Annotated in this window: 8 protein-coding genes; 5 read left to right on the top strand and 3 right to left on the bottom strand. The window is 70.1% G+C overall.

Annotated features, from left to right (window positions below; translation table 11 throughout):
* Positions 1-112: 112 nt before the first annotated feature.
* From AC3WOS_RS27380 to AC3WOS_RS27390, 3 genes are read left to right on the top strand one after another with little or no spacing between them, the layout of a single operon-like run.
* Positions 113-2,002, top strand: a complete 1,890-nt coding sequence (locus AC3WOS_RS27380; RefSeq protein ID WP_492720321.1) for a hypothetical protein — start codon at positions 113-115, stop codon at positions 2,000-2,002.
* Positions 2,003-2,015: 13 nt separating this feature from the next.
* Positions 2,016-3,962 carry a hypothetical protein gene (locus tag AC3WOS_RS27385; protein WP_492720323.1) on the top strand — a complete coding sequence of 649 codons (1,947 nt, stop codon included), beginning with the start codon at positions 2,016-2,018 and terminating at the stop codon, positions 3,960-3,962.
* 25 nt (positions 3,963-3,987) lie between these two features.
* Positions 3,988-5,865, top strand: coding sequence for a hypothetical protein (locus AC3WOS_RS27390; RefSeq protein ID WP_492720324.1), 1,878 nt, complete (start codon positions 3,988-3,990; stop codon positions 5,863-5,865).
* 118 nt (positions 5,866-5,983) lie between these two features.
* Here the strand turns inward: AC3WOS_RS27390 and AC3WOS_RS27395 are convergent, their stop codons facing one another.
* On the bottom strand, positions 5,984-7,510 hold the full coding sequence (locus tag AC3WOS_RS27395; RefSeq protein ID WP_492720325.1) for a DEAD/DEAH box helicase: 1,527 nt from the start codon (positions 7,508-7,510) through the stop codon (positions 5,984-5,986).
* Positions 7,511-8,178: 668 nt separating this feature from the next.
* Between AC3WOS_RS27395 and AC3WOS_RS27400 the strand changes: the two genes are divergently transcribed.
* Positions 8,179-11,304, top strand: coding sequence for a ligand-binding sensor domain-containing diguanylate cyclase (locus AC3WOS_RS27400; RefSeq protein WP_492720327.1), 3,126 nt, complete (start codon positions 8,179-8,181; stop codon positions 11,302-11,304).
* Positions 11,305-11,324: 20 nt separating this feature from the next.
* A complete protein-coding gene (locus AC3WOS_RS27405) occupies positions 11,325-11,582 on the top strand; it encodes an oxidoreductase-like domain-containing protein (protein WP_492720328.1) in 258 nt (85 codons plus the stop codon).
* Between the two features lie 222 nt (positions 11,583-11,804).
* Here the strand turns inward: AC3WOS_RS27405 and AC3WOS_RS27410 are convergent, their stop codons facing one another.
* Both AC3WOS_RS27410 and AC3WOS_RS27415 read right to left on the bottom strand, forming a co-directional pair.
* Positions 11,805-13,652 carry an alkaline phosphatase family protein gene (locus AC3WOS_RS27410; protein WP_492720329.1) on the bottom strand — a complete coding sequence of 616 codons (1,848 nt, stop codon included), beginning with the start codon at positions 13,650-13,652 and terminating at the stop codon, positions 11,805-11,807.
* A 105-nt stretch (positions 13,653-13,757) separates the two neighbouring features.
* The gene (locus AC3WOS_RS27415; protein WP_492720330.1) at positions 13,758-16,016 is read right to left on the bottom strand and encodes a TonB-dependent receptor; all 2,259 of its coding nucleotides are present in this window, start codon (positions 16,014-16,016) and stop codon (positions 13,758-13,760) included.
* Positions 16,017-16,545 lie beyond the last annotated feature (529 nt).

The raw sequence follows: 16,545 nt of genomic DNA on the forward strand, positions 1-16,545 counted from the left end.
CCGATTACGCCGCACTGGACGACCGCCTGCAGGTGCCCACCGACGGCACCACCAATCCCGGCGTGCTGGGCCTGCCCTGTCCCCGGCCCGGCGGCACGCACCGGCGGCCGCCTTGCTGCTGTGCGCCCTGGCGCTGGTGCTGGCGATGGCCAACGGCCTGTGGACCGATTCGGTCGACCTGGCCCACCACTATGCGCTGGTGGCGCGCCTGAGCGCGCAGTGGACGCTGCCGGCCGGCATCGATGCCAGCCTGGGCGAAATGAACGTCTACCCGCGCGGCGCCCACTGGGTGGCGGCGCTGGCGGCGCGCCTGACAGGCTCGCCCCTGCTGGGCCTGCAGCTGTGCGCGCTGGGCGCCTTCGTCACGGTCTGGCTCGTGCTGCTTTGCATGCTGCGCCAGTTGCCGGCCCGGGCCGGCGCGCTGAGCGCCGCCACCCTGGCCGTGCTGCTGCTGGCCAACCGCCACTGGCTGCGGCTGGAACTGTACGGCGGCGAACTGCAAACCAATTTCTTCTTTTCCCAGCTGGCCGGCCAGGCCGCCGCGCTGCTGGCCGTGCTGGCCGCGCTGCGGCTGGAGCGGGCCGGCCTGGCGCCGCCCTGGCGCTACCTGCTGCTGCTGGCCGCCCTGCCCGTGGTGTGCGCCATCCACCTGCTGCCGGCGGCCGAGCTGCTCATGCTGCTGGGCCTGGCGTGCGCGACGGACTTGCTGCCGGGCCGGCGCGGCGGCCGCGGCCAAATCTTGCTCAGCCTGCTCACGCCCGTGGCCGGCGCGCTGCTGCTGGCCGCCCAGCCCGGCTTTGCCGTCATGCGCGAGATCAGCGCCAACAATGGCGGCATGCCGACCGCCCACCTGGGCAGCATGGGCGCCTTCGGCCTGTATGCGGGCGCCGTGCTGGCGCTGGCCGCGGCCCAGCTGCGCAGCTGGCTGGCCATCGGCGTGCCGCAGCGGGCCGCACTGGCCCTGGGCGTGAAATACCTGGCCCTGTGGGGCATGGCCTGTGCGCTGATGTGCCTGCTTCAACTGCTGTTGCTGGCCGGCGGCGCCGGCTCGCCCTACGCCGTCAAGAAATACGTGTTCGCCCTGCACAGCGCCATGCTGCTCCAGCTGTGCCTGCTGCCCGCCATGTTGCTGGCCTGGCACCGCAATCTGGGGCCGCGCGCCCAGGGCCGCCCCGGCCCGCTGGCGCCCGCCCCATGGGAAGCGTATCTGCTGCCGCTCTGGCCGGCCCTGCTGGCCTTGGCCACGCTGGGCACGCTGCCGGCCGCGCCCCAAGCCGGCGCCACCGCGCTGGCGCCGCTGGTGGCCCTGGAGCGCCAGCTGGGCCAGCTGCGCGACACGCTGCTGCCGGCCATGCCGGGCCGGGCCACCTATGTGACCCAGCTGCCGGGCCTGTCGCCCACGCTGGCCTACATGTTTACCATCGGCACCTTCGGCACCGCCCGCGACGACAATGCCTATGACGTGCTGGGCGGCCAGGGACCGCGCGCCACGCGCGCCGTCGATGCCATCCTGACCCACCCCGACGCGCCCTACGGCCGCCTGACGGCCTGCCGCCGCGCCGGCGGCACGGCCGCGCTGGCCATCGTGGACGGCGCCTGCGTGGACGCCCTGCTGCATCCGTCCGGCGCCCACCTGGGCCTGGGCGCGCACGATCCGGCCCCGCCCTGCACGCTGGCCGGGCTGGCCGCCCCGGCCGGCGGCGGCCGCGCCGTGACGGCGCCGCTGGCCACCGTCGACTGCCGGCGCCCGCTGCTGAACGGCCAGCCGGCCCGCGCCGTGACGGTGACGCTCCGGCTGCTGCCGGCGCTGCGCGCCGGCCAGCCATTGCAGCTGAGCGCAAACGGCGCAGCGCCCGTCAGCGCCAGCTACGACCGCTACTGGCCCGTGCGGCGCCTGACCTTGCCGCTGGCGGCCGGCGCCGGTCCCCGTCTCCACCTGACGCTGACCTTGCCCGCCGGCCCCGTGCCCGGCGCCGAGCTCAGCGCCCTCGATTTCGACTAACCTGGCCCCAACCATGCCTATCTCCACGCTTCCCACCATGTCCGGCGCCGTGCGCGCCGCCCTCCTGCTGCTGACGGTGTTCTTGCTGCTGTGCCTGGGCATCGACCACCTGTGGGCCACCTCGGCCGACATGGCCCACCATTACGCGCTGGTGGCCCGGATCGCCCAGCAGTGGGCCGTACCGGTGGTGACCGATCCCAGCCTGGGCGAAATGAATGTCTATCCGCACAACAGCCACATCCTGGCCGCCGTGCTGGGGGTGCCGCTGCAGTCGCCCATGCTGGGCATGCAGCTGGTGACGCTGCTGTCGATGATCGGGGCCTGGGCCGGCCTGGCCGCCCTGGTGCTGACCCTGCCGCGCCGCAGCGGCCAGGTGGGCGCCGCCGTGCTGGCCACGCTGCTGCTGCTGAGCCGCCACTACCTCGACATTTTCGGCAAGGAAGACATCGGCAACTTCTTCTACGCCCAGCTGGTGGCCCAGGCCCTGATGATAGGGGCGCTGCTGGCGGCGCTGCACATGGAGCGGCGCGCCGTGCCGGCCCCGTTGCGCTACGGCTTTTTGATCGGCAGCATCTACCTGCTGACCGGCACCCACTTGCTGCCGGCCTCGCAACTGGTGGCCGTGACCTTGGCCCTGATCGTGCTCGATCTGCCGTGGCGCACGCTGCGCACGGCCGGCGCGCGCCCCGTGCTCGTGGCGCTGGCCGCCATGGCGGCGGCCGCGCTGGTGCTGCTGCGCCACCCGGCCTATGCGGCCATGAAATCGATCAGCCAGAACGACGGCTCGCTGACGCTGGCCGGGCTCACCACTGTGCCGCGCATCGCCGTCTACTGCGTCGTGCTCGGCCTGCTGTCGGCCGCGCTGACCGTGGCCTGGCTGCGGCTGGCGGACGCGGCCGAGCGGGCGCGCTTCCTCGCGCTCAAGTACGTGGGCCTGTTCGGCCTGGCCGCCAGCGCCCTGTGCCTGCTGCAAATCGTGCTGCTGCACTGGGGCCAGGGTTCGCCGTATGCTGTCAAGAAGCATGGCTTCGCCCTCACCAGCATCCTGTTCGTGCAACTGGCCCTGCTGCCGGCACTGCTGTCGGCCCGCTTGCGCCGCCCGCCGGCCCAGCCGGGCGGCGGCTGGCAGATGGCCTATGACGGCCTGGCCTTGCCGCTGCTGACCGCGCTCGCGTTCTGCGCCCTGACCCGCGGCGTGCCGTCGCTCGATACGGCGGCCGTGGTGGCGCTGGAACACCGGCTGGAACTGCGGCGCGACCTGACGCTGCACAACGCACCGGGCCAGTATGCCTATGTGATGGACGTGCCGGGCATGCCGTCCATGGTGTCCTACCTGATGACGATAGGCGTGTTCGCCACGCCCCGCTCCGAAAACAGCCTCGACGTGCTGGGCGGCCAGCCCATGGCCGAACCGGACCGGGTCGGCACCATCTACACCGGCGCCGGCTCGGCGCTGGCGCAACTGCCCGGCTGCACCCGGCCCGCCACCAACAGCGGCCTGGCCGAAGTGGACGGCCAGTGCGCCATGCGCCAGCTGGGCCGTGGCCGGCCCCGCATCGGCTTGAGCAGCCTGGACGGCCAGCCCAACTGCACCCTGAGCGGCATGAGCGGCGCCGAACCGGGCGGACGCTGGACCGACCAGCCGCAAGCGCAGCTGCATTGCCCGCTGCCGCTGATCGACGGCGCCCCGGCCCGCAGCCTGACCATCAGCGCCGACGCCTTCCTGAACGGGGTGGCGGCGCAGCGCGTGGCGATCCGGCTCAACGACGGCGCGCCGGCCACGTTCCGCTTCGTCGCCGGCCAGCCCGCGCCGGCCATCGTGCTGCCGCTGCCGCCGGCCCGGGACGGCCGGCTCGACATCGTCATCGACTTGCCCGACGCCGTCTCGCCCAAGCAGCTGGGCATGAGCGAAGACCCGCGCATCCTGGGCCTGATGATCAATGCGCTGCAGTTCAAATGATGGGGCCGGCATGCGGGAGCGCGGCATGACGTGGCGCACGCTGCTGGCGCCGGCCCCGCGCGGCGCCGATGCGCCGCTGCTGGACGATGGCGGCGGCCCGGCCGGCGCCCCGCTGTTCATGGCGGCCCTGCTCTACCTGCTGCTGCCGGCCACGCTGGTGCTGCTGTATTTCGCGCCCTGGCCGCTGGCCGTGGCCGTTGCCGCCGCCCTGGCCGTGCGCTGGGCCGGCGGCGCCGGCCTGGCCGGTGCCGGTGCCGGTGCCGGTGCCGCTACCGCTGCCTGCGCCGCGCCGCGCTGGCCGGCGGTGCGGGCCAGCTGGCCCTACCTGGTGCTGGCCGCCGCCGTGGCACTGCTGGCGGGCACGCTGCCGCCGTTCGCGGAAAACCTCGACTGGTACAAGCACTACGCCATCTTCAACACGCTGCAACAGCAAGCGTGGCCGCCGCTGTCGGTCGACGCCGACGGCGTGGCCACGCTGCGCTACTACCTGGGCTACTACGTCGTGCCGGCGCTGGCCGGCAAGGCGCTGGGGGCGGCGGCGCTGCCGCTGGCTAACTTCATCTGGACTACGCTGGGCCTCTACCTGGCCCTGGTGCTGGCCTTCGGTCCCCGGCCCCGGCCCGTCGCCGGCGCCTTCCTGCTCGGCTGCGTACTGCTGCTCTTTAGCGGCGCCGACATCGTCGGCACCAAGCTCACCGGAGGTGGACTGGGCCCCGTGATGCACTTCGAATGGTGGTGGCCGCTGGGCGCCATTTGCGCCATCCTGACCAATCTGTTCTGGGCGCCCCAGCATACGGTGCCGGCCCTGCTGGCCGCCTTCCTGCTGCTGCGCTGCCCGCGCCGCGGGCTGGCCCAGGCGGGGGTGCTGGGCGCGGCCACGGCCCTGTGGTCGCCCTTCGCCGCCTTCGGCCTGGTGCCGCTGCTGCTGTGGGCGGCCGTGCGCTGCGGCCCGCGCGCCTTGCTCAGCCGCGCCAACCTGCTGGCCGCGCCCGTGCTGCTGCTGGCGGCCGCCCGCTTCCTGGGCGAAGGCACGGCCGGCATACCGGCCGACCTGATCTGGGAATTCAACGACTTCACGCTGCCGGGCTGGCTGCTGTTCCTGCTGCTCGAATTTGGCGCCATCGCCGCCGCCCTGCTGCTGGTGGCGCCCAGGACGGCGCTGCCGGTCGGGCTGTGCGCCCTGTTCCTCAGCCTGCTCGCCCTGTTCCGCGTCGGCGGCGGCAGCGATTTGCTGATGCGCGCCTCGATCCCGGCCCTGGGCGTACTGGCCCTGCTGGCGGCCACGGCCATCGCGACGGCCCCCAACACGGTGCGCAAGGCGCCGCTCGTGCTGTGCCTGGTGGCCGGCCTGGCCACGCCGCTGGGCGAGATCATGCGTTCCCTGATCGCGCCGCGCATCGCCAACGCGCGCCACATCGGGCTGGCTGACGTGATCCAGGGTAACCCGGACTACGCCCGGCAATACCTGGTGTACCGGGCCGCCGACAACGTCGTCCACGGCGCCAGCGTGGTGGAGCTGGCCACGCTGCATTTCCAGCCCTACGGCCAGGCCCGCTTCGACCTGGCCCGGCACCGGGTGGCATCGGACGTGGCCACCGACGCCGGGCTGGTATCGGACCTGATCACCTTGCCGGCCGGCGTCTACAAGCTGGAAGCGCAACTGGACTGGCAAGTGGCCAGCGGCGCGCCGGGCAAGAACGGCGCCCAGCTGTCGCTGTACGGCGAGCGCATGCTGCTGCCCATCATGCCGTCGAGCGCGCGCGCGCAGCCATTCCAATCCTATCTGCGCAGCGACGGCAAGCCGTTCCGCCTGGCCTTCGGCCTGGGCGGCTGGTCCACCGGCAGTGGCTATGTCGAGCTCACGCAGCTGAAACTGGGTTTGGTCAAGCGGCTCGCGCGCTGACGGCCGGCGCCGGCCGTAGCGCCCCCGGTGCGCCGCGCGGCGGGCAAAAAAAACCCGATGCGAGGCATCGGGCAGCGAACGGATCAGGCCAGCGACGGCGCGCGCGGCGCCGCCCCGCTCAGGACTTGGGCAAGCCGCCCAGCAGCGCGGCGATCTTCTGCTTGGGCTTGGCCGGGGTGGCCGTGCCGAGCGTGGCCGTCGGTGCCGGAGTACTGCTCTTGGCCGGCTCGTAAGGCTTGAGGAACCAGGGATCGACCTTGTCGCGGCGGGGACCGGCGCCATTGTAGGAGGACGTCGGACGGGGGCTGCGCTCGGCCATGCGGGCGGCCGGCGGGCGGCTGTCGCTGTCGGCCGGACGGCGCGCGCGGCGCTCGCCGTGGCGCTCGTCGTCGCGGCGCGTGGTGCCGGGCGCGAAGCCGTCCAGCGTGCCGCGGCGGATGGTCTGCTTGATCAGTTTTTCGATGTCCGTCAGCAGGCGCTCATCCTTGTCGGAATAGATCGAGATGGCGTCGCCCGAGGCGCCGGCGCGGCCCGTGCGGCCGATGCGGTGCACATAGTCTTCCGCGTTGTACGGCAGGTCGTAGTTGATCACGCATGGCAGGTCGGAGATGTCGAGTCCGCGCGCGGCCACGTCGGTGGCCACCAGCACGTCGATCTCGCCCTTCTTGAACGATTCCAGGGCGGCCATGCGCTCCTGCTGGGTCTTGTCGCCGTGGATGGCGGAGGCTTTCATGCCTTCCTGCTCCAGGCCGCGGGCCAGGCGCGAGGCGCCGATCTTGGTGTTGGAGAACACGATCACTTGCTTCAAGTCGCGCTGGCGCAGCAAATGGGCCACCAGGTCGCGCTTCTGCTCTTCCGGCACCTTGTACACCACCTGGGTCACCTTGTCGGCCGTGGCGTTGCTGCGCGCCACTTCGATCGTCAGCGGGTTGTTGAGGAAGGTGTTGGCCAGCTTCTTGATCTCGGCCGAGAAGGTGGCCGAGAACATCAGGTTCTGGCGCTGCTTGGGCAGCATGTTGATGATGCGCTGCAGGTCCGGCAGGAAGCCCATGTCGAGCATACGGTCCGCTTCGTCCATCACCAGCATCTGCACCTGGCCCAGGCTGATGTTCTTCTGCTCCACGTGGTCCAGCAGGCGGCCCGGGGTGGCGATGACGATTTCCACGCCGCCCTTCAGGATCACGGTCTGGCCTTTCATGTCCATGCCGCCGAACACCACGGTCGAACGCAGCGGCGTGTGCTGGGCGTAGGCCTTGACGTTCTCGGCCACCTGCACCGCCAGTTCGCGGGTCGGGGTCAGGATCAGGGCCCGCACCGGATGGCGCGCGGGCGACATGCTGGCGCTGGCGTGGGCCAGCAGCATCTGGATGATGGGCAGGGCGAAGCCGGCCGTCTTGCCGGTGCCGGTCTGGGCTGCGCCCATCACGTCGCGTCCTTGCAGCAGCACGGGGATGGCCTGGGCCTGGATCGGGGTCGGGTGCACATAACCCTGGTCCGTCAGCGCGCGCAGGATCAGCGGCGACAGGCCGAAATCGGCGAAGCGGACCTGGGCGTCGGACGCGGCGGCGGGCGCGACCACTGCGGGGGCGGCGGCGGCAGGCGCAGGCGCGGCGACCGCAGGCGCTGCGGCAGGCGCCGGTGCCATGGCTTCAGCTGCGGGTGCAGCCACGGCGGCAGCGTCGGCAACGTCAAGCGGGGCAGGCACAGCCGCCGGGACAGGCGCGACGACTTCGGCAACAGCCGGTGCAGCAACGGGTACGGCAACTACTTCGGCGGCGGCGGCGCCGGCAACAGCGGCGGCCGGCGCGGCTTGCGCAGCGGCGGGAATGGCCGCAGCGGCGGTGCCGGGGGTGGAAATGATCTCGTTTTCAGACATAGTTGGGTTCGGCCTCCGTCCAGCGGTCAGCCATGCTTTCTTCAATTAACAACATTTTCTGCGAGCAACAGTCCGCCTGGCCGGGGCACCTGGACTCGCCATAGCGATGAATGCGGACACAGGGGGAGGCGGCAGGACTGGCAGGGCGCACGCCGGCGCGGTAAATGCCCGTCTTGGGGCGCGCAGACGTGGATACAATATCAGCGCCGTAAACTATACCCTAAATTGCCGCAACTGCACACGAAAACAGCACGCCACAGGCAAACTATTGCAGCAACGGAAGGTATAATGCGCGTTCTGTCATGCTTCCCCCCTGAACACCGGAGCTGCGGCACGCCAGAAAATGGGGTACGTCCCCATTAATTTGACTCACGGCCCCGTCACGGCACGCCTACCCTCGCGGGTGGACACCGCCGCCGCGCCGCCGTCACCCCGCCATGTACGTGCCGTCGCCGCTGCCCCGCCCGGAGCGCCCTTCCCTGTCGCTGTTGCGGCGCTGCTTGAGCGCGCTGCTGGCGCTCGCCCTGCTGGCGGCGCTGCCAAGCGCCTGGGCCGGCGTGCCGTCGCTGCGCTTCAAGAAGCTGGGGCCGCTGGGCAACGACGAGCCGACCATGCTGGCCCTGCTGCAGGACCGCCAGGGCTATGTGTGGGTCGCCACCCTCAGCAACGGCCTGTACCGCTACAACGGCTACCAGGCCGTCAAGTACGCGCACCGGCCCAACGATCCGCACAGCCTGCCCCACAACCGCGTCTCGGCCCTGTTCGAGGATGACCAGGGCCGGATCTGGGCCGGCACCCAGGACGGCCTGGCCCGCTACAACCCGGAGCGCAACGATTTCACCGTGTTCGCGCCGCCGTCCGGACCGCATAACCACCGCATCATCAAGACCATCATTGCCGACGGCCGGCACGGCATGTGGCTGGGCAGCTGGGGCGGCCTGCAGCACTTCGACCCGGCCACGGGCGCCTTCACCGTCTACAGCCACGACCCGCAGCGGGCCGACAGCCTGGCCAGCAACGACTTGAACGCGCTGGCGCTGGATCCGGTGGGCGGCGTGTGGGCCGCCACCTGGCCCGGCGGGCTGGACTACCTGGCGCCCGGCGCCCACGGTTTTGTCCATCACCAGGCCGATCCCGCGCCCGCGCCCGAAGCGCGGCGCAACATCGTGCGCGCCCTGCAGTTCGACCCGGCCGGCGCCCTGTGGATAGGCACCGAGGCCGGCGTGCTGCGCTGGGACGGCCGCAGCCCGTGGGCCGCGCGCACGGTGGTGGCGGCGCCGGCCAGCCGCGTCACCAGCTTCTACCTGGACCGCCAGCGCACGTTGTGGGCCACCACCCTGTCGGCCGGCCTGCTGCGCTGGAACGGGGCCGGCGGGCGCTTCGAGCAGTTCAGCCACGCGCCCGACGATCCCTACAGCCTGCCCAGCGACAACCTGAAGGCCGTGATGCAGGACCGGGGCGGCATGCTGTGGATCGCCTCCTACACGGACGGCATCAGCCTGGCCAACCTGGCCAGCGCCGGCCTGGCCCGCTACGTGCCGCTGCCGCAGGCGGGCCAGGCGCAAACCGCCAGCAACGCCATGCTGGCCATGGCGCGCGCGCCCGGCGGCCGGCTCTGGCTGGGCAGCGACACCGGCCTTAGCCTGTACGACCCGGCCAGCAACCGCCTGCTGCGCAGCTACCGGGCCCAGCCCGGCAAGCGGGGCGCGCTGAGCCAGGACATCGTCTACAGCCTGTACCAGGATGAGGCCGGCCGCGGGCCCCTGTGGCTGGGCACGGCCGATGGCTTGAACCGGCTCGAGCGGCCCGACGGCCCGTTCCAGGTGATCCGCTTCGGCAACCCGGCCAGCGACTACATCAACGCCATCGCGCCGGGCGCCGGCGGCGTGCTGTGGCTGGCCACCGGCAACAGCCTGATCCGCTACGAACCGGCCAGCGACGCGCGCCGCGTCTACCGCCACGACCCGCAGGACAGCGCCAGCCGCAGCGTGGACGGCACCTCGGCCGTGCTGGAAGACCGGGACGGCCGGGTGTGGGCCGGCTCGGAGTGGAACGGCGGCGGGCTGGACGTGCTCGATCCGGCCAGCGGCCGCTTCCGCCACTATCGGCACCGCGACGGCGAGCCGCACAGCCTGAGCGACGACAACGTCTCCAGCCTGCACCAGGACGGCCGGGGCCGGGTCTGGGTGGGCACGGGGCGGGGCTTGCACCTGGCCCTGCCGCAGGCCGACGGCAGCCTGCGCTTCCGCTACTACGGCGCCGCCCTGCAGGGCGAGAAAGTGCTGGCCATCCGCGACGACGCCAAGGGCGGCATCTGGTGCAGCACGCTGACGGGCCTGTACCGGCTGGACCCGGGCACCGGCCAGGCCAGCCACTACACGGCCACCGACGGGCTGACGGAAGGCTTCATCATCAACTCCGCCGTGGCCGGCGCCGACGGCGAGCTGTATTTCGGCAGCGTGCACGGGCTGACGGCCGTCACGCCGGACGCCGTGCGCAGCACCTCGGTGGCGCCGCAAGTGGCCATCAGCGACATCACCGTGTTCAACCACTCGATCTACGACGGCAAGCTGGGCGCGGGCGTGAGCGTGACGGGACCGCTGACGGCGCCCACCGCCCTCACGCTGTCGTCGCAGGCGTCGGTGTTCTCGCTGGAGTTCGCCGCGCTGCACTACGCCGACCCGGCCGCCAACCGCTACGCCTACCAGCTGCAGGGTTTCGACCGCGACTGGGTGGAAACGGACGCGGCCCACCGCAGCGCCACCTATACCAACCTCTATCCCGGCAGCTATGTATTCCGGGTCAAGGCCGCCAACCACCACGGCGTGTGGAGTGCGGAGCCGGCCACGCTGCTGGTGACGATAGAGCCACCGCTGTGGCAGACCTGGTGGTTCCGCCTGCTGGCCGGGGTGCTGGCGATGGCGGCCCTGCTGGGCGCGCACCGCTGGCGCGTGGTGCGCCTGACGCGCCACCAGCGCCTGCTCGAACAACTGGTGACGGCCCGCACGGCCGAACTGGAGGAAAGCAACCGCAAGCTGGCCGCGCTCAGCACGACGGACGGCCTGACGGGCGTGCGCAACCGGCGCGGCTTCGACGCGGCGCTGGAAGCGGAATGGCGGCGCGCGGCCCGCACCGGCCAGTCGCTGGCACTGTCCATGCTCGACGTCGACCACTTCAAGAAATACAACGACCGCTATGGCCACCTGGCCGGCGACGCCTGCCTGCAGCAAGTGGCAACATTGATCACGGCGCACGGGCGGCGCACCAGCGACCTGGTGGCGCGCTACGGCGGCGAGGAATTCGCCCTGCTGGCCGCCGCCACCGACGCCACCGATGCCTTTGGCATTGCCGAGGCCATCTGCGCCGCGCTGGCGCGGCTGCAGCTGCCCCACGACGGTTCACCGTTCGGTCTGGTCACCATCAGCGTGGGCGTGGCCGTGATGGTGCCGACCGAGGGCAGCACGCCCGACATGCTGGTGCGCATGGCCGACCGCGCGCTGTACCGGGCCAAGGAAAAAGGCCGCAACATGGCGCTGCTGGCGCTGCCGATGGAGGAACTGTGAGTTTGGAGCAGAACGAAACGATGACGCAAGAAGAAGCGATGACGCAAGAAACGACGCAGCGAGTGCCGGCGGCCGGCGCCGAAGCAGCCGCATCAACCGCGCCCATGCCCGCGACCGCGCCGGACAACGACCCCATGCCCGAGCCGCCGGACCCGCTGGACCCGAACGCCTGCTGCCACAGCGGCTGCGAGTGGTGCGTGCTGGACCTGCACGCGGAAGACGCAGCGCGCTACCGCAGCGCGCTGGCCGCCTGGCAGCAACGGCAAGGTCAAAAATAAAAGCGTAACGGCGGGGTCAGTTCCGGCAATCCGACATGCACTGAGCCATATCCAGCCCTACCAATCAGCTTGTATCGAAAAGGGGTACGTCCCCATTTCCTGAAAAAGGGGTACGTCCCCATTTGCACGCGTCCCCATTTGCACGTCCCAATTTACGCCGTTTACGTCGCAGGCTCGAGCTTGTGTCGGCTTGTTGGCACTGCCCCCTGCCTCCTGGCTGCTTTACTGGCCGCCGCCCCCTGCCGCGGATAAGCCGCTCCGCTTGCGCTTGACGGCCGCCGTGCTGGCCGCAACAGGCCGTGCGGCGCGGAAGTCGAACAGGTTCATCAGGTCGCCGATGGCCGGCCGGTTGGCCGGCACATAAGGGTCGCCGGCCACATGCACGGGATTGGGCAGGTTGTCGCGGCTGCGCGCCGACAACGGCGGCAAGGCCCAGTTGCGCTCGATGAACTTGGCGATCGAGGCGTGGTCGTAATAGGTGTGATCCACGGCGCCCTTGCGCGCATACGGCGAGATGGCGATCAACGGCACCCGCGTGCCGTCGCCGAAGAAGTCGATCAGCTGCACGTAGCCGGAATCGTAATAGCCGCCGCCTTCGTCGAACGTGACCAGGATGGCCGTCTTGTTCCACAACGCCGGATTGGCCCGCACCCGCTCCAGCACGTCGGCCACCAGCTGGTCGAAGCTGGGCTGCATGGCGTAGCCGGGATGGCCGGAGATGCTGTCGTACGGGGCGATCACAGCCACCTGGGGAAACGTGGCCTCGTCCTTCACGTCCACGTAGAACTGCATCAGGTCCACCAGCTTGTCCTTGTCCGGCCCCGTCATGGTGGAGCTGAAGAAGGTGGGCGTGTCGCACATGCCGCAGTATTCCTTGTCCACCTTGGCGCCGTCGTTGCGCCCGCCGCTGTACCACTTCCACGCCACCCCGCCGGCCGTCATGGCGTCGCCGATGTGGGGCATGGTCTGCGGCGGCAGGATGAACTTGTCCGGCCCCAGCGCCAGCGGCTGCCCCAGCGGCGCGTAGGCCGGTTCCATGTTGTTGACCATGTACCAGGCGCCCGGCGCGCAGTTGCCGCCGTTGAAGGCGCGGTAAGGCAGCTGGTCGAGCAGGCCGCGGATGCCGGCCACGCCCGGCTGCGTCGCGTCGGCGCAGTTGACGTAGCTGCCGCCCCGGTAGCCGTCTTCCACGTACCAGTTGTTGGTGCCGGGCTGGGCGTCCGGATTTTCGATCTGCCTGGCCGGCGGCATGGCCGGCTGGCCGCCGGCCGTGTAGACGCCCACATCGGCCGTGGCCAGCGCGAAGTAATTGGCCGTGGTGCCGCCCATCACGGGCTGGTGGTAGTTGTCGGCGATGGCGTACTGGTCGGCCAGCTGCTTGAACAGGGGCGCGTCGCCGGCCGCCATGTTGTAGAAGCCCATGGCGATGGCGCCCTGGTGGGTCTTGCCCGGCGCCAGCGGGAACGGGTTGCTGGGGCCGGGCCCGGTCTGGTCGGCCACCCACACGAACAGGTCGTGCTTGCCGCCGTTGACCTGCTGCCACATCTGGAAGAAGCGGTGGGTGGGGTCGCCCGTGTGGGCGCCGTAGCTGACATGGCGCGTGATCTGGAACGGGCCGTTGGGCAGGTCGGCCGGGAAGCGCGCGTCCGGCACGTCCTGGCGCTGGCCGAAGGCGCCGGCCGCCCACGGTTGCGGCAGCTGGCCGTAGACGCCGTTGAATTCGGGCGTCGGCGTGTAGGCGCCCGTCGACAGGCCCAGCCTTTGCGCCGCGTCGCGGAAGCGGGGGCCGGGCGTGCCGTCGCGGTTGACGATCTTTTTCGACAGCAGGTTGGCCACGCTCTGGCCACGTGACGGTTCGTACACGCCGTACAGATTGTCGAAGGTGCGGTTCTCGCCCACCAGCACGATCACGTGTTCGATCGGGGTGGTGGCGGTGGCGGCCAGGCAAACCGGCGCGGCAAGCAGTGCCGCAGCAAACGATGCGGCGGCTGCGGTGGACGCGACCGGCGGCCAGGCCGGCGCCTGCGGGCTGCACATCCGGCAGTGAGCATTCAATTCGGACGATGGCATACGAAACTCTCTTTCAAAGGAAAAACAGCGCGACAGGGCACGCATCGGCATGGCTGCCGGTGCGTCCCTGCCGCGCTGCCTGCGGCGCCGTTGGCGACGTCGCTGTTACAGCTTGCCGCTCAGGGTCAGGAAGGCCTGGCGCGGTGCCGCCGTCTGCAGCGTGGCGAAGGTGCCGGCAGCGTCGGAGGCGACGAAGCCGTTGGTGCCGATCGAGCTGAAGTACTTCTTGTCGAACAGGTTGCTCACGTTGAACTGCAGCGACAGTTCCTTCAGCATGCCCACCGATTTCAGCTTGTAGCCGGCCGACAGGTTGGCCACCCAGAACGAGGGCACGGCGCCATCGTTGAGGTAGGTGTAGTAGCGCTTGCCCGTGTACTTGGCGCCCAGGCGGGCGAACCACACTGCGTTGTCGTAACCCACTTCAGTATCGAACATGGTGCGCGGGGTGTCCACCACCTGCTTGCCGCTGACGGCCACCACGACGCCGTTATCCAGGTAGTTCGACTTGTACTTGGAGTCGTTGTAGGTGAAGGTGTTGAACCACGAGTAGCCAGGCAGGAACTTCCACACGGCCACCGCTTCCAGGCCCTTGGTTTCCACCTTGCCCACGTTGACGAAGGTGCTGGGGCAGCCGGCGATGCCGACGCAGGTGGCCACGTTCAGCTGGCGGTCGTCGAAGTCGGCGTGGTACACGGCCACCGAGCCTTGCACGCTGGCCCGCTTGAAGCGGTAACCCAGGTCGACGTTGACCGAGGTTTCAGGCTTGAGGTTGGGCGTGCCCAGGTCGAACGCAGCCTGGGTCTGCGAGAACGGGCCGTTCACGCCCGGCTGGTAGGCGCGCATGTTCTGCGAAGCCGAGGCGAACAGTTCGTCGTCGCGGCTCAGGGCGTAGTTCAGGCCCAGCTGCGGCAGGAACGATTTCGATGCCACCAGTTCACCGCCGGCGCGGCTGCCCACCAGGCTGGTGGTCTGGATCGTCACTTTCGGGCTCTTGAAGCCGGCATTGACCTTCAGCTTGCCATCGAGGGCGCTGTAGGTGTCCTGCAGGTAGAACTGGGTGGTGGTGGTGGTGAAGTCTTGCTGGAACGCCGTCTTGAACGGGTTGCTCAGGAAGTGGTTGGTGTCTTCCGGACCGTTGACGGCATAGAAGTTGCGGGTCAGGCGGTGCAGGCTGCGCTCGCCCCAGATGCCGGCGGCGATGCTGTGCTGGCCCCAGTCCACGTTGAGGTCGTTGACGATGCCGTCGCGGCCGATCGAGTATTCCGTGGTGCGGATAGCGATCGGCATGGTGGGCGACGAGGCCTGGTACGGCGTGTACCAGTGGCCCTGGCCTTCATTGCTGTGGTGGTAGTAGCTGCTCTTGAACCAGGCCGACGGCGACACCTTCAGGTCCAGCGCCAGGCCGCCCAGGCTGTCCTTGCGCAGGCCGCGGCCCAGGTAGTAGGCGTCGTCCGCGTTGTTCACGCCGCCCGTGTAGATGCCCTTGGCGGCGTTGACGGCGCGCTGCCAGTCCGGCGCGTAATTGTCCCAGTCGTAGCCCAGGCGCTGCAGCATTTCCAGCGACAGGTCCTGGTAGTCCGTTTCCTTGCGGTTGGAATAGTTGTAGAAGGCCGTCAGCGTGTTCTCGCCGAACTGGTGCTCCAGGCGCGAGTTGAACTGGTCCTGGTCTTGCGAACCGGCGCCCTTCCACTTGTCGGCGCGCTGGGCCGTGCCGCTGATGAACAGCTTGGTGGCATCGTTGATCAGGCCGCTGTCGAGGCGCACGAAGGTGCGCGAGGTGCGGTCCGCGCCCACGGTCTGGCTGACGGTGGCGCCGCGCTCGTCGGCCGGCGCCAGCGTGACGAACTGCACCGTGCCGCCCAGGTTGCTGGTGGAGGCCGTGCCCAGCGCGCCGGCGCCCTGCGAGATGGCGACGCGGCCGATGTTTTCCGACGAGATGGCGCGGCTGATGTGCAGGCCGTTGTTGTTACCGTAGCTCATGTCGCCGAGCGGGATGTCGTCCAGCGTGAAGCCCAGCTGGCTCTGGTTGAAGCCGCGCACGCTGAACCGGGTCGACCACTCGTAGGCGCCGAACGGGTCGGACGACTGGAAGTTCACGCCCGGCAGCTTCTCCAGCGCCTTCAACGGGCTGGTGCCCGGCAGCATCTTGGCCAGTTCCGCGTGGTTCAGGTTCTGCACCTGGCGCGACTGGCCCTGGCCCAGGACTTCCACCACTTGCACCGGGGCGCCGGCGGCGCCGGCAACGGCCGCCTCGGCCTGGCCGGCGCCGGCCGCATCGGCCGCTTCCGGCGCGGCGTAGGCGTAGCAGGCCAGCGATTGCAGGACCAGCAGGCAGATCGGTTTTAAACGGAGATGCTGTTGCATGATAGGACTTTCGTACGTTGATAGAGGAAGATGCGGTGATTCCGCGCCAGGCAAACTTGCCGAAAAACAAAACTTGCAGGATTGTAGGAAGGCGATATGACGGCTGCGTGACGGCTGCATGACCGTTCCATGACTGAATGAGAAATTTTGCCGCTCGGACAAATTCATATGAGGCGCATGCACGCAGGGCGCCGCCCGCTCCGGGAGCGGCGCCGGGGCCCCATTAGAGGATGGCCTCCAATCTGGTGCGGAATGCGCCCCCGGCCGACCGCATGGGGCAGAGCGTGCCGTGACATGGCGGGTCGGCAGCTGCGGACGCGCCGATAGAGGCGATGGCGCGGCGGCAGCTGCGCCGGACGTACCGGGCGCGGTGCATGGCACAACGGCAGGTGCCGGGCGCGCCGATCTGGGGTAAGCTAGGCGCTTCCCGACGTCACAGTGGAATGCTTATGTGGATCAAACGTAGTGTGGCGGCGCTGCTGGCGGCCGTGTTGGCGCTGCCGCTGCTGGCCGGCGCCCGCCCCTTCCC

The sequence above is a fragment of the Rugamonas sp. FW305-51 genome (assembly GCF_058786935.1).